This is a genomic window from Amycolatopsis bullii (genome assembly GCF_014654205.1).
Taxonomy (GTDB): Bacteria; Actinomycetota; Actinomycetes; order Mycobacteriales; family Pseudonocardiaceae; genus Amycolatopsis; species Amycolatopsis plumensis.
In genome coordinates this window covers 43,740-68,090 of sequence record NZ_BNAW01000034.1, presented here as the reverse complement: position 1 = coordinate 68,090, position 24,351 = coordinate 43,740, and the positions used below count along the sequence as shown (strand labels likewise).

Genomic DNA, 24,351 nt, shown 5'->3' with positions numbered 1-24,351 from the left:
TGTCAGCAGTAGCGGTCAGGGAACGTCCGCTTCTCGTGGCACCATGAAAGTCATGCCGGTCGCTTCCTCGACGGCGACCTCGGGTCGCCTCCTCTCGCTGCTGTCCCTGCTGCAGGCCCGCCGGGACTGGCCGGGCGCGCTGCTCGCCGGGCGGCTGGGCGTCAGCGAACGGACCGTGCGCCGCGACGTCGACCGGCTGCGCGAGCTCGGCTACCCCGTCCAGGCGGTCAAAGGCCCGGACGGTGGCTACCGGCTCGAAGCCGGCAGTCAGGTGCCGCCGCTGTTGTTCGACGAAGAGCAGGCGGTCGCGCTCGCGGTGGCGCTGCGGATCGCCGTCGGAACCGGTGCGGGCATCGAGGAGGCCGCCGCGCGGGCGCTGGCCACGGTGCGGCAGGTGCTGCCCGCACGCCTGCGGCAGCGCGTCGACGCGCTGGAGGTCGCCGCGGCCGACGGCTCCGCCGTCCAGGTGGACACGGACGTCCTGCTCGCGCTGAGCTCGGCCATCCGGGCCACCGAGGAAGTCCGGTTCGACTACGAGGCACCGTCGCGGCCCTCGGACGGCGAGCCGCGGCGGGTGCAGCCGCACCACCTCGTCGTCCGAAGTGGACGGTGGTACCTGGTCGGGTGGTCCGCCGCCCGGAACGACTGGCGGACCTACCGCGTCGACCGGATGACACTGCGGGTGCCGAACGGGCCGCGGTTCACCCCGCGGGAGGTGCCCGGCGGTGACGTCGCGACGTTCCTGTCCGCCCGGTTCAAGGGGTCCGGCACCGATGCCTGGCCGTGCCGGGGGGAGGTGGTGCTCGCCTTGCCGGTGGCGGACGTGGCACCGTTCGCCGGCGATGGCGTCGCCGAGGAAGCCGCGCCCGGGAAGACGCGGCTGGTGACCGGATCCTGGTCCTGGGCCGCGCTCGCCGCCGGCTTGCTGCGGTTCGAGTGCGAGATCGAGGTCGTGGGCCCGGAGCAGCTGCGGGCGGCGTTCGCGGACCTCGCCGGCCGGGCCACCCGGGCCGGGAACCGGTCCGGCGCCCGCCGGGTCAGTCCGGGTCGTGGTTGAGCGCCCCGGAGCGGAACGAGGAGACGGCGGCCTCGGCGAAACCCAGCGCCCGCACGGCATCGAGCAACCGCGGGTCGTCGTGGAGGTCCGCGGCCACGGCGGGGTCGAGTTCGATGCGGGCGGTGCCGCCGAGGTCGCGGACCCGGACGTCGCGGGAGCGCAGGCCACGACGGGACAGGAGCGCACGCACCGCCGATTCCGCCTGTTCCACCCGCGCCAGCGTGGCCGTGGTGATCGGGACGCCGTACCGGACGCGGCTGGCCAGGCAAGGCGCGGCCGGTTTGTCCGCCCAGGCCAGTCCCCAGCTCCGCGCGATGGCCCGCACGTCCTCTTTGGACAGGCCAAGCGTCCGCAGCGGGGTGTGCACGCCGAGTTCGTCGCCCGCGCGGATGCCCGGCCGGAACGGATCCACGGCGTCGTCGGCGTTCGTGCCGGTGGCCAGCGCCGGGAACCCGTGGGCGGCAGCCACCGCGGCGATCGTCGAGAGCACGGTGGTCTTGCAGAAGTAACAGCGCCGACGCCCGTTGGCCGCGTAGCCGGGCTCGGCCAGTTCGGCGGTCGGCGGGGTGAGGTGGCGGACCCCGAGATCCGCCGCGATCCTCCGCGCGTCCGCCAGCTCGGCCGCGGCCAGGCTCGCGGAGTTCGCCGTCACCGCGAGGACGTCCGCCGGACCGAGGGCGCGGACGGCGGCCGCGAGCACCAGGGCCGAGTCGGCGCCGCCGGAGAACGCCACCGCGAGCCGGCCGAGACCGGCGAGGTGCGTGACGAGCCTCGTGGAGTCCATCAGCGCCCCGCGGCGATCGTCGCGACGACACGGGCGGGCAGGCCGAGTTCGCGGGCGGCCGCCACGACGTCGTCGTGTTCCGGCTTGGCCCCGTGCGGCCCGCGCTTGCGCCGCACCGGCACCCCGAGGACGTCGACCGTTTCGGTCGCCCGCGCGAGCGCGGTGCGGCGGACCGGGTACTCGCGCAGGCCGAGGCTGCCGGTTCCGGCGAGCACCAGGTCCGCGAGCCGGGCCGCGTGCTCCGGCTCGGCGAGCACGTGCAGCACGTGGGCCGGTCGCCCCTTCTTCATGGTCACCGGGCTGATCCACGCGTCGAGCGCGCCCGCCGCCAGCAGCTCGCCGACGACGTGCCCGAGCACCTCGCCGGTGACGTCGTCGAGGTTCGTCTCCAGCACCACCAGCGTGCGGTGCCCGGCGGCCACCGGCTCGCCGAGGTGCACGACCGCGACGTTCGGACGGTCCGGGAGCGACCGGGTGCCCGCGCCGTAGCCGGTGGCCAGCAGGCGGAACTCCGGCGGCGGTTCGAACCGGGCGTCGACGGCCTTCAGCACCGCGGCCGCGGTCGGGGTGATCGTCTCGCCCGCCAGGTCGCTGCCGACCGTCCGCGCACCCCGCAGGAGAGCGGCGGTCGCGGGTGCGGGGCAGGGGAGGAGGCCGTGCGCGGTGCGGACGGTGCCGGTGCCCAGCGGCAGCGCGCCACAGTACACAGTGGACACTTCCAGGGCGTCCAGTGCGGCGCAGACGCCGATGACGTCGACGAGCGTGTCGTGGCCGCCGAGTTCGTGGAGGTGGACGTGCTCGGGATCTTCCCCGTGCAGCCGGCCTTCCACTTCGGCGATCGCCCGCAACGCGGAGACGGACCGTTCGGCGACCGGCGCGGGCTCGACCCGCCGTGCCATGGCGATCAGGTCGGCCGCGGACCGGCTCGTGGCCTCGTCGGTGACGTCCACGAGCGCGCGGGCCGTCATCAGCCCGTGGGTGAGCAGGGACTGGACGCGCAGGTCCCAGCCGGTCAGCCCGCTGGTCGCGACGGCGGACCGGATGCGGTCCAGCGGTGCGCCGGCGTCGACCAGCGCGGCGAGCAGCATGTCGCCGGCCAGGCCGGTGAACGGGGAAATGACGCAGATCGTCACGGCTGCCTCCGCAGCACCTGGGCGAGCCGGAACGCGGCCATCGCCGCGCCGAACCCGGAGTCGATGTTGACGACGGTGATGCCCGCCGCGCAGGAGGCGTGCATCGCCAGCAACGCCGTGACGCCTTCGAGGCCCGCGCCGTACCCGGTGGACGTGGGGACGGCGATCACCGGGCAGGCGACCAGCCCGCCCACGGCCGAAGCCAGCGCGCCCTCCATGCCCGCGACGACGATGACCGCGTCCGCCTCGCGCAGGCGGCCGGTTTCGGCGAGCAGGCGGTGGATCCCGGCGACGCCCACGTCGGTGACCGCGTCCACCGCGAGGCCGATGGCCGCGGCGACTTCCGCGGCTTCCCCGGCGACCGGCCCGTCGGACGTGCCGGCCGCGGCCACCGCGACCGTGAAGGCACTCACCGGGGCCGGGCGCCAGACCAGGAGCCGGGCGCCGGGGGAGTAGCGGCCGCCGGGGACCTCGGCCAGCACGGCACGGGCCGGCTCGGCTTCGACCCGGGTGACCAGCACCGGACCGGTGTTGTGCGCGAGCAACGCCCGCACGATGGCCGAAATCTGCGCCGGGGTTTTCCCCGGCCCGTACACGACTTCGGGGAGTCCCTGCCGGTGTTCGCGGTCCAGGTCGACGCGCGCGAACCCGAGGTCGGCGGTGCTCATGCCACGTACGGGATCGTCAGCGGGCCTTCGGGGAGGACGCAGGCCCGCGCGCCCGGCCCGGCCCGGTCGAGGGCCTCGGCCACGGTGGCCGCGACGTCGGTGGTCCGGGTCAGGTGGGCCGTCGCGAGGTCGGCCTCGGTCAGGAAATCCGTGTGCACGACGACCCGGCAGTCGTCCTGGATCTTCGCCTGGATCTGGACCTGCCACTGGTCGGGCACGGTCACCGGGCGGGCCGCGATCTCCGCGAGCAGCGCCGCCGGGGAGTCCGCCGACGCGAGCACTTCCCGGTACGAGCCGTGGTCGGGGAACCCGTCCCGGCACTCCGCGGCGCAGACGATCGTCCCGCCCGGCTTGGTGATCCGGTGCGCCGCGGACATCCCTTTGACGGCCTGGTAGAGGTTCTGGTCGAGGGGATACCCGGAGTTGGTCGTCACCACGACGTCGAACGGCGCCGGAACCGGCCGCATGGCGACGTCGCGGGCGGCGCGGGCCGCCGTCGCGTGCATGGCGAGCAGGTCGCCGCCGAAGGCCCCGATGACCGCCTTGTCGCGGTTGAGGATGACGTCGAGGGCGAAGGTGACGCCGGTGGCCGCGGCGATCGCGCGGACGTCGTCGTGCACGGGGTTGCCTTCGGTGACGCCCCACGTGGCGTTGCGGTGCCCGATCCGGCGGGCATCGTGCAGCACCAGCACGGTCTCCAGGGCCGCGAGCCCGGGCGCGACCAGCTTGGGGCCGCCCGAAAAGCCGGCGAAGAAGTGCGGTTCGACGAACCCGGTGGTGATCCGCACGTCGGCGGCGACCCACTCGCTGTTCAGCCACACCGGGACGTCGTCGCCGTGGCGGCCCAGCCAGGTCAGGCTCGCGCGGTCGCGGGCGTCGTGGTTCACGATCCGGACCGTGTCGACGACCGCGTCCCCGAACATCGCGCGCAACTCGGCGTCGGTGTTGCCGCGGTGGGTGCCGGTGGCGACGAGGACGACGACGTCCTCGAGCCGGACGATCCCGTCGAGCTCGGCGAGGATCGCGGGGATCATCAGTTCGCGTGGCTGGGGCCGGGTTCCGTCGCACGCCGAGATCGCGACCGTCTGCCCGGGCCGCACCCGCTCGCGCAGCGGCGGCCCGGCGACCGGCTCGCGCAACGCCCGGCGCAGCAGCACGTCCGCGGGTTCGGTGACCGGGTGGTGCACCGGCGTCACCACGGTGGTGACCTCGGGATCGATGGTCAGGTCGAGACCGGTCTCGCCGTACGCGAGCCGGACGATCGCGGTCACGGCGCCAGCCCGTAGACGCGAGACGCGGTGCCGCCGCGGACGGCGTCGCGTTCGGCCGGGGTCAGCTCCGCCAGGAGGCTTTCGGCGGTGTCCATGACTTCCGCGTACGTCCCGGCGAGCAGGCACACCGGCCAGTCGGAGCCCACCATCAGCCGGTCCGGGCCGAACGCGGTGAGCGCGGTTTCGGCGTACGGCCGCAGATCCTCGACCCGCCACGGCCGTCCGGCTTCCGTCACCAGACCGGACAGCTTCGCGACGACGTTGGGTTCGCGGGCCAGCGTGGCCAGATCGGTCGCCCACGGCTCGAGCTCCCCGGAGGCGATCGGCGGTTTCGCGAGGTGGTCGAGGACGAAGGTGAGGTCCGGCAGCGCCCGGACCGCCGCGGTGGCGGCCGGGAGCTGGTGGGGCCGCACGAGCAGGTCGTACCCCAGCCCGGCGTCCCGGACGGCCGCGAGCCCGGCCAGGACGTCTTCGCGTTCCAGCCAGCGCGGGTCGGGCTCGGGCTCGACGAGGTGCCGGATGCCCTTCAGGAGCCCGCCGCCCGGGGCCGAGCGCAGCCGTTCGAGGTCCCGCGCCGGCGAACCCGTGAGGTCGAGCCAGCCGACCACCCCGGCGATGAGTGGTTCCGCGGCCGCGATCGCGAGGAACTCGACCGACTCCTCGAGATCCGGCAGGACCTGGACGAGCACCGTCGCGTCGATCCCCACGGCGGCCTCCCGGAGGTCGGCCGGGGTGTAGTCGCGCCGGATGGCGGCGGTGTCCTCGCCGTCGAGCCACGCGTGGCGGCGGACGGAGGTCTGCCACAGGTGGTGGTGCGCGTCGACGCGCCGGCCGCTCACGCCCGGCCGATCCGGTGGTGCTGGCGGCCGAGGCCGTCGATCTCCACGGTTACTTCGTCCCCTTCGGACAGATAGGGGAAGTCGTTGGCGCCGAAGGCCACCCCGGCCGGGGTGCCGGTGTTCACGACGTCACCCGGTTCGAGCACCATGAACTGGCTGAGGTACCAGACGATGTGCCGGACGTCGAAGAGCATGTTCTTCGTGGTGCCGTCCTGGCGCTGTTCGCCGTTGACGGACAGGCGCAGGCCGAGGTGCTGCGGGTCGCCGGTCTCGTCCGGGGTGACCAGCCACGGGCCCAGCGGGTTGAACGTCTCGCAGGACTTGCCCTTGGTCCACTGGCCGCCGCGTTCGTGCTGGAAGTCGCGCTCGCTGACGTCGTTCGAGACGGCGTAGCCCGCGATCACCGCGTCGGCGTCCTCCGGCGTCGCCAGGTACCGCGCCCGGCCGCCGAGCACGACGGCGAGTTCGACCTCGTAGTCGGTCTTGGTGCTGGTCCGCGGGATGAGCACGGAGTCGTGGGGACCGATGATCGTGTTGGTGGCCTTGAGGAACACCACCGGCTCGGCGGGCGGCTGCGCGCCGGTTTCCGCGGCGTGGTCGGAGTAGTTCAGCCCGATGCAGGCGAGCAGGCCGGGCCGGGCCACCGGGGCGCCGACGCGCAGGCCCGTGGCGTCCAGCACGGGCAAGGTGCCCTCCCGCAGTGCCGTCCGGGCCCGGGCGACGCCGTCGGCGGCGAAGAAGGCGCCGTCGAGGTCCGGGGTCAGCGAACGCAGGTCCCGCGCCGCACCGGTTTCGTCGAGGACGACGGGGATCTCGTGGCCGGGGTCGCCGAGGCGTTGGAAGCGCATGGCGGGGACCGTAGCAGACATATGATGTCTTGCTCAAAGGTGGACGACGTCATCATACGTTAAACCACGATAAGTAGTCGAAGATGACTTTGAGTCCAAGTTATTGCCGAGTTATGGACGAAGTCTGGACAATCGATGAGGCGGCGCGTAGCCATACATATGTTGTCTGCGCCGAATGAGAGGTGGCCCCGTTGGCCGAAGTGATCAGCGCCATAGACGCGGTGGACGTGCGCTTCCCGACTTCGCTGAGCCTGGACGGGTCGGACGCGATGAACCCGGAACCCGACTACTCGGCGGCGTACGTGACCATCCGCACGAGTGCCGGCGACGAGGGCTACGGGCTCGCCTTCACCGTCGGCCGCGGCAACGACGTCGAAGTCGCCGCCGTCCGGGCGCTCGTGCCGCTGGTCGTCGGGATGCCGGTGGCCGACGCCCTCGCCGACCTCGGCGCGTTCTCCCGCCGGCTGACCGGGGACAGCCAGCTGCGGTGGCTGGGCCCGGACAAGGGCGCGATCCACATGGCCGCGGCCGCGATCGTCAACGCGGCGTGGGACCTGCGGGCCCGCCGCGAAGGCAAGCCGGTCTGGCGGCTGCTCGCCGAGATGTCCCCGGAAGAGCTGGTGGGTCTGGTCGACTTCCGGTACCTGCAGGACGCCCTGACCCGCGACGAAGCCCTCGACATCCTCCGCCGGGCCGAACCGGGCCGCGCGGCCCGCCAGGCCGAGCTCCTGGAATCCGGTTTTCCCGCCTACACCACGACTCCCGGCTGGCTTGGGTACTCGCCGGAGAAACTGGCGGCCCTGGCCAAGGAGGCGGTCGAGGACGGCTTCACCCAGATCAAGCTCAAGGTCGGCGCCGACCTCGACGAGGACGTCCGCCGGCTGCGGCTCGCCCGGGACGTCGTCGGCCCGGACGTCCGGATCGCCATCGACGCCAACCAGGCCTGGGGCGTCGGGCAGGCCATCGAATGGCTGCGCCCGCTCGCCGAGTTCGACCCGTACTGGATCGAGGAGCCGACCTCGCCCGACGACGTGCTCGGCCACGCGGCGATCCGCCGGGCGGTCGCCCCGATCAAGGTGGCCACCGGCGAGCACACCCACAACGCGGTGATGTTCAAGCAACTGCTGCAGGCGGAGGCGATCGACGTCCTCCAGCTCGACGCGAGCCGGGTCGCCGGGGTCACCGAGAACATCGCGATCCTGTTGCTGGCCGCGAAGTTCGGCGTCCCGGTGTGCCCGCACGCCGGTGGTGTGGGGTTGTGCGAGATGGTGCAGCACCTGTCGATGTTCGACTTCGTCGCGGTGAGCGGCACCCAGACCGACCGCGTCATCGAATACGTGGACCACCTGCACGAGCACTTCGTCGACCCGGTCCGGATCGAGCGCGGCCGCTACCTCGCCCCGCGGAAGCCGGGCCTCGGCGCCCGCCTGCACGCGGACTCCGTGGCGCAGTACCGGTTCCCCGACGGCCCGGTCTGGCAGCGGGACGCGGTGGTGGTCGCGTGAGCGGGGACTTCGACGGCGTCCGGGCCGTCGTGACCGGCGGGGCGTCCGGCATCGGGCTGGCCACGGCGCGGATGCTGTCCCGGCGGGGCGCGCGGGTCGTCTGCCTCGACCTGAACGACCAGGTCGAGGCGCCCCTGACCGGCGTGCGGGCGGACGTCTCGGACGACGGCTCGGTGCGAGCCGCGGTCGCCACTGCCGTCGAGCACCTCGGCGGCCTCGACGTCCTGGTGAACAACGCCGGGATCGGCGCGCAGGGAACCGTCGAGGACAACGAAGACGCCGAATGGCACCGCGTGTTCGACGTCAACGTCGTGGGCATGGTCCGGGTGGCCCGCGCCGCCCTGCCGCACCTGCGGTCCTCGCCCGCGGCCGCGATCGTGAACACCTGCTCGATCGCGGCCACCGCCGGGCTGCCGCAGCGAGCGCTCTACAGCGCCACGAAGGGCGCGGTCCTCGCGCTCACCCGCGCGATGGCCGCCGACCACCTGGCCGAGGGGGTCCGCGTGTGCTGCGTGAACCCCGGCACCGCGCACACCCCGTGGATCGACCGGCTGCTCTCGAAAGCCGACGATCCCGACGCCGAACTGGCCGCGCTCGCCGCGCGCCAGCCCACCGGACGGCTCGTCACCGCCGACGAGGTCGCCGCGGCGATCTGCTACCTGGCCGGCCCGCACGCCGGCGCCACCACCGGCACCGATCTCGCCGTGGACGGCGGGATGTCCGGCCTCCGTCTCCGCCCGAAACCTGTCAACGAGGAGAGGTCATGAAGTTCCAGCACCTGCGCCGTGCCGCCGTCGTCACCGCCGGCGTCCTGACCGCGGCCGCACTGGCCGGATGCGGTGGCGGCGGTACGACCGCCGCCTCGGGCGGCAAAACCGTCGTCGGGGTCGACTACCCGCGCTCGGACACCGACTTCTGGAACGCCTACATCAAGTACGTGCCCCAGTTCGCCGGCCAGTTCGGGCTCGACCTCAAGACCACCAACTCGCAGAACGACGTCGCGAACCTGACGGCCAACGTGCAGACGATGATCAGCCAGGGCGTCAAGGGGGTGGTGATGGCCCCGCAGGACACCGCGGCGATCATCCCGACGCTGCAGCAGCTGGCGAGCAAGAAGATCCCGGTCGTCTCCGTCGACACCCGGCCCGACCAGGGCAACGTCTACATGGTCGTGCGGGCCGACAACCGCGCCTACGGTGAGAAGGCCTGCCAGTTCCTCGGCGCCAAGCTCGGCGGGCAGGGCAAGGTCGTGATGCTGCAGGGCGACCTCGCGTCGATCAACGGCCGCGACCGCACCGAAGCCTTCAACGACTGCATGAAGAAGGACTTCCCGGGCATCACGGTGTTCGGCGAGGCCACCAACTGGGACGCCAACACCGCGGCCCAGAAGCTGCAGACCCGGCTGACCGCGAACCCGGACATCAAGGGCGTCTACATGCAGTCGAGCTTCGCCCTGTCCGGCACGCTGCAGCTGCTGAAGCAGCGCGGCCTGGCCGTGCCGGCGAGCGACCCGAAGCACGTGTTCATCGTGTCCAACGACGGCATCCCCGAGGAACTCGCCAAGATCCGGGCCGGCGAGATGGACGCGACCGTGTCCCAGCCGGCGGACCTGTTTGCCAAGTACGCCCTGCAGTACGTCAAGGACGCCATCGCCGGGAAGACACCGGCCGCGGGCAAGACCGACCACGACAGCACCATCATCGGAGTCCGCGACGGCCTGATGGAGGACCAGCTGGCCGCGCCGCTGGTCACCGCGGACGGCGCCAAGTTCGGTCCGGTGAGCAGCGTCAAGGTCGACGACCCGTCCCTGTGGGGCAACAGCAAGAGCTGAAGCGGCACGGAGAGGAAGCGAACATGAGCACCGTGCCGGTCGTCGAGGCGCGCGGGGTGGTCAAGCGCTACGGCGCCACCGTGGCGCTCGACCACGCCGACCTGACCGTCCTTCCCGGACAGACGCACGCACTGGTCGGCCGCAACGGGGCCGGCAAGTCGACCCTGGTGTCCGTCCTCACCGGACTGGCCGAGCCGGACGCCGGAACCGTGCGGCTGAACGGGGAACCTGTCCCGGCACTGGCCGACCGGGACGCCTGGCGGTCCCGGGTGGCCTGCGTGTACCAGCGGTCGACGATCATCCCCGACCTGTCAGTGGCGGAGAACCTGTTCCTGAACCGGCAGGAGACCCGCGGCGGGTTCGTCCGCTGGGCCGCGCTGCGCCGCTCGGCGGGCGAGCTCCTGGAACGCTGGTCGGTGGACGTCGACGTGCTCCGGCCGGCCCGGGAGCTGAGCGTCGAGCAGCGGCAGTTCGTGGAGATCGCGCGGGCCCTGTCGTTCGGCGCCCGGTTCGTCATCCTCGACGAGCCGACCGCGCAGCTCGACGGGGCCGCGATCACCCGGCTGTTCGGGCACATCGCCGAGCTGCAGCGCCAGGGCGTCACCTTCCTGTTCATCAGCCACCACCTCCAGGAGGTCTACGAAATCTGCGACACGGTGACGGTGTACCGGGACGCCCGGCACGTCCTCACCGCACCGGTCGCCGAGCTGCCGAAGGCCGACCTCGTCGCGGCGATGACCGGGGAAAACGCCGTGGCGACGCAGGAACGGGCCTCGTCGGCCCGGCACGGCGCCGAACCCGTGCTCCGGGTGGACGACCTGACCCTCGCCCCCTACTTCGAAGACGTGTCGTTCGACGTCGCGCCCGGCGAGATCGTCGGGCTGGCCGGGTCCGGCAGCAGTGGCAAGACCGAGCTCGCCGAAGCACTGGCCGGGCTGCGCAAACCCACCTCCGGCACGGTCTTCGTCGGGGACTCCCGGCCCCGGCCCGGCGACGTCACGGCCGCGCTGGCCGCGGGGGTCGGGTTCGTCCCGGAAGACCGCCACCACCAGGGTTTCGTGCCGGAGATGTCCATTGCGGACAACTCCACGATGAGCGTGATGGACCGGCTCGGCCCCGGCATCTTCGTCCGGTCCGGCCTGCGCGACCGGCTCGCCGGGCAGCTGATCACACGGCTGGCGGTGAAGACCCCGGGCCCGGAGCTGCCGGTGTCCGCGCTCTCCGGCGGCAACCAGCAGAAGGTCGTCATGGCCAGGGCCCTGGCCGGCGATCCCCGCCTGCTCGTGCTGATCACGCCCACCGCCGGGGTCGACGTGCGGTCGAAGGAGTTCCTCCTGGGCAAGGTCGCGGAGGCCGCCGCGGCGGGCACCGCGGTGCTGATCGCCTCGGACGAGCTCGACGACCTGCGCCTGTGCGACCGGCTGCTGGTCGTCGTGCACGGCAGGCTCACCACCGAAATGCCCGCAGGCTGGCAGGACCGCGAGGTCGTGGCCGCCATGGAAGGAGTCGACCTCGATGCCTGAAAGCCCCGCCGCGGTGGGCGCCCCGCCGCGGACCGGAACCCCGCCCGCGCCCCGGCGCATCGCACTGGCCCGCCTGCGCGACTTCGCGCTGGTGCCCGGGATCATCGCGATCGCCGTCGTCGGCCAGCTGGTGAACCCGGTGTTCCTCCAGTACGACAACGTGATCAACATCCTGCAGACGATGTCCGAGATCGCCCTGCTGGTGCTCGCCCAGACGATGGTGCTGGTCGTCGGCAAGATGGACCTCTCGCTGGAATCGACATTCGGGCTCGCGCCTGGCGTGGCGGCCTGGCTGACCGTCGGCGGTGGCCATTCGCTGGGGCTGCTGCCGTCGTGGACCGCCGTGCCGGTGGTGCTGGCCGTCGGCGTGGTGGTGGGGGCGCTCAACGCCCTGCTGATCGTCCGGTTCGGGCTGAGCGGGTTCGTCGTCACCCTCGGCATGCTGATCGTGCTGCGCGGCCTGCTGACCGGGATCTCCGGCGGCCAGACGTTCTTCGGCCTGCCCGATTCGATGCTCTACCTCGGGACGACGTTGTGGGCCGGGATCCCGGCGTCGATCTGGATCTGCGTGCTGCTGTTCGCGGGCGGGATCGTCCTGCTCGGCTACACCCGGTTCGGCCGCAGCCTGTACGCGATCGGCGGCAACGAGGACGCGGCGAAGGCGGCCGGCATCCGGACCGACCGGATCGTGTGGATCGTGCTGATCGGGGCCAGCGTGCTGGCCGCGCTCGGCGGGCTGCTGCTCTCGGGCCGGCTGGCGTCGGTGGCCGCGGCGCAGGGCAACGGCTACATCTTCACGGTGTTCGCCGCCGCCGTCATCGGTGGCGTGAGCCTGAACGGCGGCCGCGGCACGCTCTTCGGCGCGTTCACCGGCATCCTGCTGCTGTACATGATCCAGAACGTGCTGACCCTGGCCGGCGTGCCCGCCCAGTGGATCGGTGCGCTCAACGGCGCGATCATCCTCATCGCGCTGGTGATGTCCCGCATCACCAGCGGCAAGCGGCAGACCTGATGGCGGACCTCGGCCTGGGCACCGCGGGCCTGGGCAACGTCTTCGGCGACGTCGGCGACGAGGCCGCCGCGGAGGTCGTCGCCGCGGCGGCCGGCGCCGGGGTGCGGTACTTCGACACCGCGCCGTACTACGGGTTCGGGCTGGCCGAGCGCCGGCTCGGCCGGGCGCTGGCCGGGCTGCCTGCGGGCTCGTTCACCGTGTCGACGAAGGTGGGCCGGACGCTCACCGGCGGCGGCTGCTTCTTCGACTTCTCCGCGGACGCCGTCCGCCGCGGGTTCGAAGGCAGCCTGGACCGCCTGGGCCTCGACCGCGTCGACGTCGTCTACCTGCACGACCCCGACGACCACGAAGAGGCGGCCGCCTCCGAGGCTTGGCCCGAGCTGTGCCGGCTGCGGGATGAAGGCGTGGTCTCCGCGATCGGCGTCGGGATGAACCAGTGGGAGATGCCCGCCCGGTTCGTCGAGCGGCTCGACGTCGACGTCGTCCTGCTCGCCGGCCGGTACACCCTGCTCGACCGCGGTGGTGAGCGCCTGCTCGACCTCTGCGGCGAACGCGGGGTCGGCGTGGTGCTGGGCGGGGTGTTTAACTCCGGCCTGCTCATCGATCCCCGGCCCGGTGCCTGGTTCGACTACGCCCCGGCGGCGGCGGACCTGGTGGCCCGCGCCCAGCGGATGCGGGACGTCGCCGCGTCGGCGGGGTACGACCTGGCCGCGTGCGCGCTCGCGTTCGCCGCCGCGCATCCCGCCGTCACCTCCGTCCTGGTCGGCGCCACGAGCGCCGGCCAGGTGCGGGAGAACCTCGAGGCCTTCCACCGCGAGGTGGCGCCCGACCTGTTGTCCCGATTGCTTTCCGGTTAGCTCCCCGTCACCTTCTGGAGAGTGCGATGACGCCCCCTGCCCAGAATCCGTTGTCGCGCCGGCAGTTCGGTGCCCTCGCGGCCGCCGGGCTCGCCGCGGCCGCCGTGCCGCCCGCGCTGGCCGGCCCGGCAGCGGCCGCCGCCGCGCAGTGCTACGAGCCGGCCTGGCCGTCGGTCGACCGGCACTCGCCCGCGCCGGAGTGTTTCCAGGACGCCAAGTTCGGCATCTACTGGCACTGGGGCGCGTTCACCACGCCGGAGTTCGGCAGCGAGTGGTACGGCCGGAACATGTACATCCCGAACAGCGGTGAAAACGCCCACCACAAGGCGACCTACGGCGATCCTGCGGTGTGGGGCTACGACCGGTTCATCGACGGCGGCACCGACGTGGCGGGCAACCCCGTGCAGTTCGCGCCGAAGCTGGTCTCCCGCGGCGGGCAGTTCGACCCGGAGGAGTGGGCGCGGGTGGTCAAGGCGTCCGGGGCGAAGTTCGCCGGGCCGGTCGCCGAGCACCACGACGGGTTCTCGATGTGGGACAGCAAGGTCAACGAGTGGAACTCGGTGGCCCGTGGACCGCGGCTGAACCTGCTGAAGCTCTTCTCCGACGCGATCCGCGGGCAGGGCCTGAAGCTGCTGGTCGCGATGCATCACGCGTTCAACTACAACGGTTTCTACGACTTCGCGCCGCCGCAGAGCACGCCGAGCCTGCGCAAGCTGTACGGCCAGCTGCCACGTGCCGAAGAAGACGCGCTGTGGCTGGCCAAGCTCAAGGAGGTCATCGACCGCGCGAAGCCGGACGTCCTGTGGCAGGACTTCTCGCAAGGACGTCGTCGCGACGTTCAAGCACTTCGACCACGGCTTCACCACCAACGGCGAGGTCGCGGACTACGAACGCGGCGGCCCGGCCGACATCGTCACGCCGTACTGGCTCACCGACGACGCGATCAGCAGCAGCAGCTGGAGCTACACCCAGGGCATCGGCTACTACTCGAGCACGCAGATGATCCACGCGCTGATCGACCGGGTCAGCAAGGGCGGTAACATGCTGCTCAACATCTCCCCGACGCTCGAAGGCACCATCCCGGCCGAGCAGCGCGCGGTCCTCGCCGACTTCGGCACCTACCTCGGCCGCGTCGGCGAGTCGATCTACTCGACGCGCGTCTGGGACGTCTACGGCGAAGGCCCGACCAAGATGGGCGGCGGCTCGTTCGTCTCGCCGAAGGTGGGCACGGCCAAGGACTTCCGGTTCACCCGGGACAAGTCGAGCCGGGTGCTCTACGCGACCGTGCTGGCCTGGCCCGGGGCGACCGCGGACCTCACCACGCTGTCCGGCAAGCGGATCGACCTGAGCAGCCTGAAGCGCGTCGAACTGCTCGGCGCTCCCAGCGCGCTGAAGTACACGCAGGACGCCGCCGGTCTGCACGTCACGCTGCCGGCCAAGCCGTACGACTCGCCCGCCTACGTGCTCAAGCTGACCTTCGCGGGCAGGATCCCGGTGGTGGGTCCCGCCTCCGGCGCGAAGGTGTTCGCCGACCGCGGCTTCCGGGGCGCCAGTGCGGCGCTGGGGGTCGGCGGTTACACCGCGGCCCAGCTGAAGGCCGCACTGGCGAAACCCGTGTCCGCGATCTGGCCCGGGGACGGCTACCAGGCGCTCGGCTACCCGGCCGACGACTTCGCCGGGACCCCGAGCCGGTTCCTCGTGGCCACTCCGGACGTGCGGGCGTCCGCCATCGTGTCGATGCGCGTGGCGTTCGACCCCGCCCGGTGGTTCCGGATCGTCAACGTCACCAGCGGCCTGGCCGTGGACGGCGGGGGAGCGGTCGCGGCGGGCAGCAAGCTGAAGGTCTGGACCCCGGACGACAGCCCGAACCTCCAGTTCGGCATCGAGGACGCCGGCGACGGGTTCGTCAAGCTGGCCAACCGCACCAGCGGCCTGGTGATCGACGGCGCCGGTGCCACCACCGCGGGCGGCAACCCCGTGCAGTCGGCCGACACCGGTGCGGCGAGCCAGCAGTGGGCGGTCACCGACACCGGCGGCGGCGTCTTCGTGCTCGCCAACCGGGTGACCGGGCTGGTGCTCGACAGCGGCGGGAACGTGTCGTCGGGTTCCCCGCTGAAGGTGTGGAACGACGACGGCAGCTCCAACCTCCGCTGGTCGATCTCCGTTGTCTGAGAGGTCTGCACGCGCCGTGACCGGGCTCCGGTCACGGCGCTCCGCCGTCGAGCTCCCGCACCTCGGCCAGGTGCGCGCGCAGCCAGCGTTCGGACGTGTCGACGTGCATCAGCGCGGCGGCGGTGGCCACCGCGGGGTCGCGGTCGGCGAGTGCGTCGTAGATGGCCTTGTGCTGCGACAGCGTCACGTGGGTCGCGCCGCGTTCGACGGTGCCGCGCCAGACCCGCGCGCGCAGGGTCCGCGAGGAGATCCCGTCCAGCAGCGCGGTGAGCGTCTCGTTGCCCGTCGCGGTGACGACCGCTCGGTGGAAGGCGGCGTCGAGCACGGTGAGGCGTTCGACGTCCTCGACCGCCTCGTGCATCGCGTCGAGCAGTTCGCCGACGGCCCGCAGCTGCGCGTCGGTGATCCGGGTGGCGGCCAGGCCGGTCGCCGCGGGCTCCAGGAGCCGGCGCACCTCGGTGAGTTCGAGGACGCTGCCGCCCTGCATGAGCGCGACCGCGCTGCCGAGGCCTTCCAGCAGCAGGCTCGGGGCGAGACTGGTGACGTACGTGCCGTCGCCGCGGCGGACCTCGAGCACCCGGGCCAGGGCGAGCGCCTTGACGGCTTCCCGCGTGGGGCTGCGGGAGATCCCGAGCTCGGTGGCGAGTTCGTGCTCGGGCGGCAGCTTGGAGCCCGCCGGGAACCGGCCGGAGGAGACGAACTCCCGGATCCGGTCGATTGCTTCGTCGGTCAACGACCTCGCCATGGTTCTCCTTGCGCACCTCGCCTGGAGAACCAGTTTAGCATTCATATGATGTATGCCGGTGAAGGAGTCATTTTTATTGCGTGAGTTCGACTGATTCACCAGTTTTGCAACCAGGCTGACCCGGAGACGTGTGATGTCTGGGTCTAAGCTGGAGGTTATCGCGTCCCCGGCGGCGTGCCGGTGACGCTCGTCGTGCGCGGCAGCACCGGCCCGCCGCCCTCGTGGCGCGGGCCGGTGCGGTGCGGGAGTGCTCAGCGGTCGCCGGGCTCGGCATCCGGGTTCGCGGGCTGCGCACCGCGGCGGAGGTCCGCCTCGGTCCGGATCCGGGTGCGGTTCGGGTTGGCGACGCCGGTGGGGGTGGAGTTGTCGTTCACGTCCGTCCTTTCGACGATCGGTGATTACCCCGGCCGCCGGCTCGCCGAACAGTGGTCCGCGACACGGTCCTGTGGCTCACGTCGATCGGCCGGGCGGCACCGCCGGAGGCGAACCGGCGGCACGGAACGCGGGTCACCCGCCGGGACCGGCGAAGCCACCCGGCCGGCCTGGTGCGGTGCCGGAACTGTCAGCGGGACGCGGCCGCCACGGCCCGGGCGCGGTCGGCGAGCCGGGCGGTGGCGTGCAGCACCGTCACGACCGACCCGAGTGCGACCGCGCGGTCGCCCAGCTGTCCTTTGCAGACCGTCACCTGCGCACCGGCGAAGGGGAGGGCGTCGCGCAGGAGCGCGCTGCGCAGCGGGGGCAGCAGGAGTTCGTAGGCGGCGGCGAGCTCGCCGCCGATGATCACCCGGTCCGGGTTGACCAGGTTGCCCAGGACGGCGATGGCCGTGCCGAGGCGGTGCCCCGCGTCGGTGAGCACCCGGACGCAGGCGCGATCGCCCGCGACGGCGTGCCGGATGAGGTCGCCGGCCGCGAGCTCGGTGCCGTGGCGGGCCCGCAACTGGTCGAGCAGCGCCGGCAGGCTCACGTACGTCTCGAGGCAGCCTCGGTTGCCGCAGCGGCAGATCCGGCCGGACGGGTCGACGGTCATGTGCCCGAACTCCGCCGCCGTGCCGCACGAACCGCGGAACAGCCTGCCGCCCAGGACGAAGCCGGCGCCGACGCCGGTGCCGAGCTTGATGTAGACGGCGACCTGGGCGCCCTGGCCCGCGCCCCAGGTCACTTCGGCGAGCGCGCCGAGGTTGCCGACGTTGTCGACGATCACGGGCAGGCCGAGCAGGGCGCCGAGTTCCTCCGCCGGGCGCAGGCCGACCCAGCTCGGCGCGATGCTGGACGAGCCGACCGTGCCCGTCAGCGTGTTGACCGGCCCCGGCAGCCCGGCGCCCACGCCGATCACCTTGCTCTGCTTGACCCCCGCGGCGGCGAGCGCGTCCCGCGCCAGCGTGGCCGCGATCCGCAGCGAATCCCGCGCGTCGTGGTCGCGGTCCAGCGGGCGGAGCTGCTCGGTCAGCACCGTGTGCGCCAGATCCGCGACGATCACGCGGATGTGCGTGTGCCCGAAGTCGATGCCGACGACGGCGCCGGCGGCGGGGTTGAGGGTGAGCAGGGTGCCCGGCCGCCCCTGCTTCGGCGGCCCGCCGGGGCCCGGGCCGCCGTTCTCCACGATCAGGCCGTCCTGGTACAGCGCGCCGACGACGTTCGACACCGTGGCCCGCGAAACGTCCAGCAGGCGCGCGATCTCCGCCCGGGTCAGGGGACCGCGGGTGCGCAGGAGCTCGACCACCCGCTCGTGATTTCCCGGCCGGGCGCCCGGGCGCTGTGTCACCACATCCGAGATGTACACGGTCGCCGCCGAAGCGACAAGGGGTGAACTTATTCGACGATTTTCGACGGCGCGCCACGAATTTTCGGGCACTTTTGTTCATCCGGTTGACACATTGGGGCGCGTGGTCCCAGCATCAATGCTGCCGAGCAAGCGGTCAAAAGATCACCGGATGCCTTCCGGTGGCCGCGGCTCACCCGTTCGAACCACTCTCGCCCAAGGATGTGCGGACGTGAAACAGAACCGGTATCCCGGCGCCCAGCGCGCCGAACCCCGCTAGCCCCGTTGCCACCGCGGAGACCGCCGAACCCCGCTCGGCGGTCCGGATGGCTTTCCCGGGAGTGTTAGCGCTAACACTGTACTTTCCCGCGCCGCTCCCGGAACCCGCCATGCCGTCGCCGCGGCCTTCCGAGCGCAATGCGTGTTGTCCCCACGGAGGTGACCATGACCGTCCTCGACCTTTCCGATTCGCGGCCGACCCTGGCCGACGTGGCCAGGGCCGCCGGTGTCTCGTCGGCGACGGCGTCCCGGGTGCTCAACGGTTTTCCCCAGGTGCGCGCCGAGACCCGGCGCCAGGTCGAACAAGCCGTGCGGTCGCTCGGCTACGTCCGGCACCGCGCGGCCCGCGCGACGGAGGGACGGCGGACGGGCACGGTCGCCGTCGTGCTGTGCGAAGACGGCCTGCGGCTGTTCTCCGATCCGTTCTTCGGCCGCGTCATGAGCGGTGTCGACCGGGCGTTCACCGCGGCGGGCGTGCAGGTCGTGGTGCTGATGATGCAGGCGGCGGCCCAGGCCACCACCCTCCGGTACCTGGGCGGCGGGCACGTCGACGGAGCCCTGTTCGTGAGCACGCACACGCGCTGCACCACGGCGTTGTCCCGGGCCGACTTCCCGATGGTGAGCGTGGGACGGCCGATGGTGCCCGACCCCGCCCGGTACACCTACGTCGACGTGGACAACCGCGGCGGCGCCGAGGCGGCCGTGCGGCACCTGCAGGCCGCGGGGCGGCGGCGGATCGCGACCGTCGCCGGCCCGAAGGACATGGCGCCGGGCCGCGACCGGCTCGCCGGCTACGCCGCCGCGATCTCCGGCTCCGGTCTCATCGATCCGGGCTTGGTGGCCCACGGCGATTTCGGGCAGGCCTCCGGCGACCACGCGATGCGGCGGCTGCTCGACCGCAGGCCGGACTTGGACGCGGTGTTCGTGGCGTCCGACGTGATGGCGGTGGGCGTGCTGCGCGCCCTGCGCCGCACCGGGCGCCGGGTTCCCGACGACGTCGCGGTCGTCGGCTTCGACAATGCGCCGATCTCCCGGTCCACCGATCCGCCGCTGACGACGGTGAGCCAGCCGGTCGAGGACCTCGGCGCCCGGTCGGCGCGCGAGCTGCTCGCGGTGATCGACGGGACGGCCGGGCAGCCGCGCCGGGTGGTGCTCGGGACAACGCTGGTGGTGCGGGAATCCGCCTGAACCGTGCGGCCGCGGCGCCGCGGTGATCCGCGCGTGAGAAACGTGTGAGGCTTTCCGCGGTTCACTGGTCTTTGCTCGCTGTTCGCGATTGAATACATCGAATCGTGCGACCGCGTGTTGACACGACGGTCGGCGCAAACGGATGCTCGGCGTACCGGCCGAAAGGCCGAACCTCCGGACCGACAAGGGAGAGCCGAGTCATGACCACGCTGCCGGCGTCCCGTTTCGCTGCGTCCTGATGGAGCCGGAACTCATCGAGATCACCATCACCGTGCCGCACCCACCCGCGGCGGTGTGGACGATCGTGGGCAGCCCGCACCTCTACCCCCGGTTCGTCCGGGGGATCACGTCCTGCGAGCCGGTTTCCGAAGCGACCGGCCGGGGCGCCCGGTACCGGTACCGCGCCGGCGGGGAGGGCGAGGCCGAAATCTTCGTCCACCGCCGGGACGAGCACCTGGCCTGGTCGGGCCGGGAGCACCGGATGTCCGTCGTGCTGCGCCCGGTGCGCGAAGGCTGCGCGATCACCCTGCTGCTCACGCTGCTCGACGGCCGGTCGCCGGCGGTCCCGCGGATCCGGCAGCGGATCACGGACGCGGTCGCGGCGATCAGCGACCACCTCGGCGGAGTCCCCGCGGCGGATCCGCTGCCGCCGCGCCCCGCGAAGCGCGAGCTCGCGCGGATCCTGGTCAAGGCCGGGGTGCTCACCCCGGCCCAGCCCACCGGGACACTGCGGCAGCTGCGGTCGGTGGGCCGCTGGGGCTCGACCCTGGCCGGCGGCTACGAAGCGGTGGCGCGCCGGGCGCCGGAGTCCCTCGCACTGTGCGACGAGCGATCCGAGCGGACCTTCGGCGAGGTCGACGACCGCACCACCCGGCTGGCCGGGGTGCTGAAGCGCTACGGCATCACCGAGGGGTCGCGGGTCCTTTTGATGTGCCGCAACCACAATGCGATGGTCGAGACGATGATCGCCTGCAGCAAGCTGGGCGCGGACGTGGCCCTGATGAACACCGGGCTGGCACTGGGGCAGGCCGCCGAGTTCGCCCTCCGGCACGGGTTCCAGCTCGTGCTCGCCGACGCCGAGTTCGCCGCCCTGCGCGAGCAGCTGCCGTCGGAGATCCCCCAGCTGTGGACATGGCCACCCGGCGGCGGGTGGCACGGTCCGACGATCGAGGACCTGATCGAGGCGCAGCCGCCGGCCCGGATCGCGCCGCCGGGCAAGCCCGGCCGGCTCGTCGTGCTCACCTCGGGCACGTCCGGCCCGCCCAAGGGCGCTCGCCGCCCGACGCCGAACAACGTCGCGGACGCCGCCGCCGTGCTGTCGGAAATCCCGCTGCGGGCCGGGGAACCGATCCTGGTCGCCGCCCCGTTGTTCCACACCTGGGGCCTGGCCGCGCTCCAGCTCGGCATGGCGCTGCGCGCCGGTTTGGTGCTGCCCCGGCGCTTCGACCCGGAAGCGACGCTGTCGATGATCGAACGGCAGCGGTGCACGGCGTTGTTCGCGGTGCCGACGATGCTGCGGCGGCTGCTGGACCTGCCGGAGAAGACGCGCGCCCGCTATGACCTGTCCTCGCTGCGCGTGGTGGCCAGCTCCGGTGCGGGACTGCCGGGCCGGCTGGGCGAGGAGTTCATGGACGCCTTCGGTGACATCCTCTACAACCTCTACGGGTCGACGGAGGTGTCCTGGGCGGCGATCGCCGGGCCGGGCGACCTCCGGGCGGCCCGCGGCACGGCGGGCCGCCCGCCGATCGGCACCGCGATCCGCGTCCTGGACCGGGCGGGCACCCCCGTCCCGCCCGGCGCGACGGGCCGCCTGTACGTGGGCAACCGCCTGCTCTTCGACGGCTACACCGACGGGGAGCAGCTGGACGTCCGCGACGGCCTGATGGACACCGGCGACCGCGGGTACGTCGACGCCAACGGCCTGTTGTTCGTCCAGGGCCGCGAAGACGAGATGATCGTGTCCGGCGGCGAAAACGTGGCTCCGGCTCCGGTGGAGGAGGTCCTGCTCACGTTGCCGGAGGTGCGCGAGGCGGCGGTGGTCGGCGTCCACGACGCCAAGTACGGCCAGCGCCTGGCGGCCTACCTCGTGCTGGTACCGGGTGCGCAGCTGGACGCGGACACGGTGCGGTCGCACGTGCGTGAGCGGCTCGCGCGGTTCGCCGTTCCGCGGGACGTCTTGTTCGTCGAAGAGCTGCCGCGCAATGCCACGGGGAAGGTCGTGAAGCGGGCGCTGCGCCGCAGCTACCGCTGGTGACGACCTGGACCGTCAGGCCGGGCAGCTGATGTCGTGCGGGGGCGCCGCCGGCGTCAGCAGGTAGTGGTCGCCGGCCGACCGGGTGCAGGCGTTCTTCTCGTAGACCCCGTGGCCTGAGCCCTCGTACGTCAGCAGCGTCGTGTTCGCCGGTGCCTGCCGGTGGACGGCGAGGGCCCAGGAGTACGGGGTCGCCGGGTCGAACCGGGAGTTCAGCAGCAGGATCCGCGGCGCTCGCGGGATCGCCAGCCGGTGCGGCGGGTTCGCCGGCGGGCCGTGGACGCCCAGGCAGGCCATCGCTTCGCCGTGGCTGAGCGTGCTCCCGCGCAGGATCGGCCCGCGGCGCAGTTCTTCGGCGTGCAAGGCCGCGTAGTGCGCGAAACTGCGGATCCGCAGGTCGAAGTCCTGGCAGACGACGGCCAAGCGGATCGACTCGTAGTTGTAGGTGAACTGCGCGGTCACCGGCGGGTTCCCGGCCGCGGCGTCCGCGATCGTTTGGCCGATGTCCGCCCCATCGGGGCGGTACATGTCCTTCAGCACCCGGTCGCGCAGTTCGCTTTGCGCCTGCGGGATCGCTTCGGTCGCCGCGAGGGCTTTCCGCCAGACGGCGAAGACGTCCTGGCCGTGCAGCGTGCAGGTCGCCGTCCGGTCGCACCACGCGGCGAATTGGCGGAACGCCCCGTCCGCGGCGGCGGCACGGTCACCGAGGAAGCGTTCGACGCCGGCGCTGTGGTCGATGACGCTGTCGAGCACCATGGCCCGGACCCGGTCTCCGAACAGTTCGGCGTACTGCTGGCCGAGCAGCGTGCCGTAGGAGATGCCGAGGAAGCTGATCCGGGCTTCGCCGAGGGCGCGGCGGACGGCGTCCATGTCCCGGGCGTTGACCTCGGTGTTCGCGTGGTCGACGGGCAGGTTGCCGGCGCGGCAGCCGGCGACCGCCTGCTCGCGGTAGGCCCGCAACGCGGCGAACTCGGCCGGGCCGGCGGGCTCGTCGCCCGGCGGCCGTCCCGCGTCCGGGCACTCGATGAGTTCGCTGCGGCCGGTCCCGCGCACGTCGAAGCCCACGATGTCGAACCGGGCCCGGACCTCCGGGCTGAAGAAGGGTGACGTCAGCGGCAATTCCGCACTCGACGAGCCCGGGCCGCCGAAATCGGCCAGCAGCACCCCGAGCCGGTGTGCGGAATCCGTGGCCCGGTGCCGGCCCACCGCCAACGGGATCGACGGGCCGCCGGGGGAGCGCCAGTCGAGCGGCACCCGCACGGTGCCGCACTCACCGTCCGGCGGGGTGGGGCTGTCGGGGTCGACGGGACAGGCCGTCCAGACGATGGGGGCGGGCTGCCAATCGGCCTCCGCGACGGCGGGCGTGCCGCCGGTCACCAGGAGTGCGCTCGCCAGGACCGTTCCCCACATCCGAGGCTCCTCCCCGCGATGACCCGGACCCGGTCGACCGTAGGGCTTGCGGGTGTGGCACCACAAGGGGGGCGTTGCCGGGCAAGGGGCGATCGTCCACATGCGACGCTGGGTGGTGCGCCGACCGGAACTGTCGGTGGTCGCCGGTAAGCTGGATACCGGGGGGCGGAGGCCCGTCCCTTCGGGTGGGCGCAGCCCGGCTTCCGCGGCTTCGTCGCCGCGGCCGGCCGGTCCGCTATGGGGTCGTCAGGTATTCGCGTTCGGTGATTCGGCGCGGAAACAGTGTTGTTCTTTCCGCAGCCTCGCCCGGCGAAACCTGCCGTAATCAGGAGTCAGGCGGCGACTTTCCTGCGCGGAGCGCGTTTCCGCGGCGACGGCACGGACGATTCCGCGTCGTCACCGTGCGCCCGCTCGTAGGCGGCGACCACTTCGGAGGAGAGGCGGCCGCGCTCGGAGACGTCGAAGCCGTTCGCGTTCGCCCAGGCCCGGATCCGCTGGTTGCGCTCCCGGTCGGAGGCGGTGGTCGACTGGCCGGTGGCCACCCGCACCTTGCGCCCCCCGACGCGCCGGCCGGCGCCGATGTAGCGGGCCAGTTCGTGACGAAGGGCGGCCGCGTTCCGGTCCGAAAGGTCGATTTCGAAGCTGACGCCGTCAAGGCTGAACTGGACGGTCTGGGCGGCGGTGCTGCCGTCGATGTCGTCGAGGATCTCGACGGAGACTTTCTGGGCCACTGGGCTGCTCCTCCGGGTGGATGTGCGCTCGAGAACGCGAACGCAACAATGCGCAGCGTTCGACGCGAAGTGTATCCACAACCGGGCCGAAAGGGAATTCAACTCGCGGGGAAACGGGCGGGTCCGTTCGGCGTAATTGCCTGCTTCGGGGCCGGGGCGTAAATGCGGGGTGTCGCCTCAATGGGTGAAGAACGACTTCGAGTGGCGACGCCGGTGTGGGGGACTGGTCTATTGTGGACGTCCTTTGCGGACGGCGGTGGGTTCGGCATTCGATGGTGGCCGTGGGTTTTCGCTGTTTCGGGTGGTTGCCGGAATGGCTGTTCGTGATGGCCGGGTGAGTTGATGCCTGGGCGGGCCGCTGTTGGGGGTGCGCCTGGTGGAGTGAAGTCTGCCGGGGTCTTCCCGCCGGCCCGAACGCCGGATTGCTGAGGCGGCTGCGTATCGGGTCGGCAGGGGGGTGTGGCCGGAGGGGGCTTGCGCCCGGGCGT

At 72.4% G+C, this 24,351-nt stretch carries 21 protein-coding genes and 1 pseudogene; 11 read left to right on the top strand and 11 right to left on the bottom strand.

Annotated elements, in window-relative coordinates:
• Nucleotides 1-52 precede the first annotated feature (52 nt).
• Complete coding sequence (locus tag IE317_RS30110) at nt 53-1,057, top strand: helix-turn-helix transcriptional regulator (RefSeq protein ID WP_191314733.1); 1,005 nt, start codon at nt 53-55, stop codon at nt 1,055-1,057.
• On the opposite strand, the gene larE is transcribed toward IE317_RS30110, so the two are convergent.
• From larE to IE317_RS30080, 6 genes are read right to left on the bottom strand one after another with little or no spacing between them, the layout of a single operon-like run.
• On the bottom strand, nt 1,038-1,841 hold the full coding sequence (gene larE / locus IE317_RS30105; protein WP_191314732.1) for an ATP-dependent sacrificial sulfur transferase LarE: 804 nt from the start codon (nt 1,839-1,841) through the stop codon (nt 1,038-1,040). The genes IE317_RS30110 and larE overlap by 20 nt on opposite strands.
• Nucleotides 1,841-2,974 carry a nickel pincer cofactor biosynthesis protein LarC gene (larC, locus tag IE317_RS30100; protein ID WP_191314731.1) on the bottom strand — a complete coding sequence of 378 codons (1,134 nt, stop codon included), beginning with the start codon at nt 2,972-2,974 and terminating at the stop codon, nt 1,841-1,843. Before larC ends, larE begins: the two co-directional genes overlap by 1 nt.
• Nucleotides 2,971-3,642, bottom strand: coding sequence for a nickel pincer cofactor biosynthesis protein LarB (larB, locus tag IE317_RS30095; protein ID WP_191314730.1), 672 nt, complete (start codon nt 3,640-3,642; stop codon nt 2,971-2,973). Before larB ends, larC begins: the two co-directional genes overlap by 4 nt.
• Entirely contained in the window at nt 3,639-4,913 is a 1,275-nt protein-coding gene (larA, locus tag IE317_RS30090; RefSeq protein WP_191314729.1) for a nickel-dependent lactate racemase, read from the bottom strand. Before larA ends, larB begins: the two co-directional genes overlap by 4 nt.
• Complete coding sequence (locus IE317_RS30085; RefSeq protein WP_191314728.1) at nt 4,910-5,752, bottom strand: amidohydrolase family protein; 843 nt, start codon at nt 5,750-5,752, stop codon at nt 4,910-4,912. The genes larA and IE317_RS30085 overlap by 4 nt, the downstream gene beginning before the upstream one ends.
• Complete coding sequence (locus tag IE317_RS30080; protein WP_191314727.1) at nt 5,749-6,600, bottom strand: fumarylacetoacetate hydrolase family protein; 852 nt, start codon at nt 6,598-6,600, stop codon at nt 5,749-5,751. The genes IE317_RS30085 and IE317_RS30080 overlap by 4 nt, the downstream gene beginning before the upstream one ends.
• Nucleotides 6,601-6,782: 182 nt before the next feature.
• Between IE317_RS30080 and IE317_RS30075 the strand changes: the two genes are divergently transcribed.
• The 8 genes and pseudogenes from IE317_RS30075 to IE317_RS44755 all read left to right on the top strand — a co-directional run bounded on the left by IE317_RS30075 (nt 6,783) and on the right by IE317_RS44755 (nt 15,500).
• A complete protein-coding gene (locus IE317_RS30075; RefSeq protein WP_191314726.1) occupies nt 6,783-8,105 on the top strand; it encodes an enolase C-terminal domain-like protein in 1,323 nt (440 codons plus the stop codon).
• Entirely contained in the window at nt 8,102-8,872 is a 771-nt protein-coding gene (locus IE317_RS30070; RefSeq protein WP_191314725.1) for an SDR family NAD(P)-dependent oxidoreductase, read from the top strand. Before IE317_RS30075 ends, IE317_RS30070 begins: the two co-directional genes overlap by 4 nt.
• Complete coding sequence (locus tag IE317_RS30065; protein ID WP_191314724.1) at nt 8,869-9,936, top strand: sugar ABC transporter substrate-binding protein; 1,068 nt, start codon at nt 8,869-8,871, stop codon at nt 9,934-9,936. The genes IE317_RS30070 and IE317_RS30065 overlap by 4 nt, the downstream gene beginning before the upstream one ends.
• Nucleotides 9,937-9,959: 23 nt before the next feature.
• On the top strand, nt 9,960-11,459 hold the full coding sequence (locus IE317_RS30060; RefSeq protein ID WP_191314723.1) for a sugar ABC transporter ATP-binding protein: 1,500 nt from the start codon (nt 9,960-9,962) through the stop codon (nt 11,457-11,459).
• A complete protein-coding gene (locus tag IE317_RS30055) occupies nt 11,452-12,471 on the top strand; it encodes an ABC transporter permease (protein ID WP_191314722.1) in 1,020 nt (339 codons plus the stop codon). The genes IE317_RS30060 and IE317_RS30055 overlap by 8 nt, the downstream gene beginning before the upstream one ends.
• Nucleotides 12,471-13,328: an aldo/keto reductase gene (locus tag IE317_RS30050; RefSeq protein WP_191314721.1), complete on the top strand. Its 858-nt coding sequence runs from the start codon at nt 12,471-12,473 to the stop codon at nt 13,326-13,328. Before IE317_RS30055 ends, IE317_RS30050 begins: the two co-directional genes overlap by 1 nt.
• Before the next feature lie 26 nt (nt 13,329-13,354).
• Nucleotides 13,355-14,408, top strand: a pseudogene (locus tag IE317_RS44760) (alpha-L-fucosidase); the annotation flags it as partial.
• Between the two features lie 111 nt (nt 14,409-14,519).
• On the top strand, nt 14,520-15,500 hold the full coding sequence (locus IE317_RS44755; RefSeq protein ID WP_229903000.1) for an RICIN domain-containing protein: 981 nt from the start codon (nt 14,520-14,522) through the stop codon (nt 15,498-15,500).
• Nucleotides 15,501-15,531: 31 nt separating this feature from the next.
• On the opposite strand, the gene IE317_RS30040 is transcribed toward IE317_RS44755, so the two are convergent.
• The 3 genes from IE317_RS30040 to IE317_RS30035 all read right to left on the bottom strand — a co-directional run bounded on the left by IE317_RS30040 (nt 15,532) and on the right by IE317_RS30035 (nt 18,010).
• Nucleotides 15,532-16,245 carry a FadR/GntR family transcriptional regulator gene (locus tag IE317_RS30040; RefSeq protein WP_191314720.1) on the bottom strand — a complete coding sequence of 238 codons (714 nt, stop codon included), beginning with the start codon at nt 16,243-16,245 and terminating at the stop codon, nt 15,532-15,534.
• Nucleotides 16,246-16,496: 251 nt separating this feature from the next.
• Nucleotides 16,497-16,619, bottom strand: a complete 123-nt coding sequence (locus IE317_RS45195; protein WP_268246917.1) for a hypothetical protein — start codon at nt 16,617-16,619, stop codon at nt 16,497-16,499.
• A gap of 188 nt (nt 16,620-16,807) precedes the next feature.
• Complete coding sequence (locus IE317_RS30035) at nt 16,808-18,010, bottom strand: ROK family transcriptional regulator (RefSeq protein ID WP_191314719.1); 1,203 nt, start codon at nt 18,008-18,010, stop codon at nt 16,808-16,810.
• 438 nt (nt 18,011-18,448) lie between these two features.
• On the opposite strand from IE317_RS30035, the gene IE317_RS30030 reads away from it, so the two are divergent.
• Nucleotides 18,449-19,471 (top strand): LacI family DNA-binding transcriptional regulator, encoded by a 1,023-nt coding sequence (locus IE317_RS30030; RefSeq protein WP_191314718.1) that lies wholly within the window; start codon nt 18,449-18,451, stop codon nt 19,469-19,471.
• A gap of 238 nt (nt 19,472-19,709) precedes the next feature.
• Nucleotides 19,710-21,725: an AMP-binding protein gene (locus tag IE317_RS30025; protein ID WP_191314717.1), complete on the top strand. Its 2,016-nt coding sequence runs from the start codon at nt 19,710-19,712 to the stop codon at nt 21,723-21,725.
• A gap of 12 nt (nt 21,726-21,737) precedes the next feature.
• On the opposite strand, the gene IE317_RS30020 is transcribed toward IE317_RS30025, so the two are convergent.
• Nucleotides 21,738-23,132: an alpha/beta hydrolase gene (locus IE317_RS30020; RefSeq protein WP_191314716.1), complete on the bottom strand. Its 1,395-nt coding sequence runs from the start codon at nt 23,130-23,132 to the stop codon at nt 21,738-21,740.
• 332 nt (nt 23,133-23,464) lie between these two features.
• Complete coding sequence (locus IE317_RS30015; protein ID WP_191314715.1) at nt 23,465-23,863, bottom strand: histone-like nucleoid-structuring protein Lsr2; 399 nt, start codon at nt 23,861-23,863, stop codon at nt 23,465-23,467.
• Between the last annotated feature and the right edge of the window lie 488 nt (nt 23,864-24,351).

What these genes read in the sequence shown, in the direction of transcription:
- IE317_RS30110 (WP_191314733.1), top strand. Translation starts at nt 53, where the DNA reads ATGCCGGTCGCTTCCTCGACGGCGACCTCGGGTCGCCTCCTCTCGCTG.
- larE (WP_191314732.1), bottom strand. Translation starts at nt 1,841, where the DNA reads ATGGACTCCACGAGGCTCGTCACGCACCTCGCCGGTCTCGGCCGGCTC.
- larB (WP_191314730.1), bottom strand. Translation starts at nt 3,642, where the DNA reads ATGAGCACCGCCGACCTCGGGTTCGCGCGCGTCGACCTGGACCGCGAA.
- IE317_RS30080 (WP_191314727.1), bottom strand. Translation starts at nt 6,600, where the DNA reads ATGCGCTTCCAACGCCTCGGCGACCCCGGCCACGAGATCCCCGTCGTC.
- IE317_RS30065 (WP_191314724.1), top strand. Translation starts at nt 8,869, where the DNA reads ATGAAGTTCCAGCACCTGCGCCGTGCCGCCGTCGTCACCGCCGGCGTC.
- IE317_RS30060 (WP_191314723.1), top strand. Translation starts at nt 9,960, where the DNA reads ATGAGCACCGTGCCGGTCGTCGAGGCGCGCGGGGTGGTCAAGCGCTAC.
- IE317_RS30055 (WP_191314722.1), top strand. Translation starts at nt 11,452, where the DNA reads ATGCCTGAAAGCCCCGCCGCGGTGGGCGCCCCGCCGCGGACCGGAACC.
- IE317_RS30050 (WP_191314721.1), top strand. Translation starts at nt 12,471, where the DNA reads ATGGCGGACCTCGGCCTGGGCACCGCGGGCCTGGGCAACGTCTTCGGC.
- IE317_RS44755 (WP_229903000.1), top strand. Translation starts at nt 14,520, where the DNA reads ATGGGCGGCGGCTCGTTCGTCTCGCCGAAGGTGGGCACGGCCAAGGAC.
- IE317_RS30040 (WP_191314720.1), bottom strand. Translation starts at nt 16,245, where the DNA reads ATGGCGAGGTCGTTGACCGACGAAGCAATCGACCGGATCCGGGAGTTC.
- IE317_RS30030 (WP_191314718.1), top strand. Translation starts at nt 18,449, where the DNA reads ATGACCGTCCTCGACCTTTCCGATTCGCGGCCGACCCTGGCCGACGTG.
- IE317_RS30025 (WP_191314717.1), top strand. Translation starts at nt 19,710, where the DNA reads ATGGAGCCGGAACTCATCGAGATCACCATCACCGTGCCGCACCCACCC.
- IE317_RS30020 (WP_191314716.1), bottom strand. Translation starts at nt 23,132, where the DNA reads ATGTGGGGAACGGTCCTGGCGAGCGCACTCCTGGTGACCGGCGGCACG.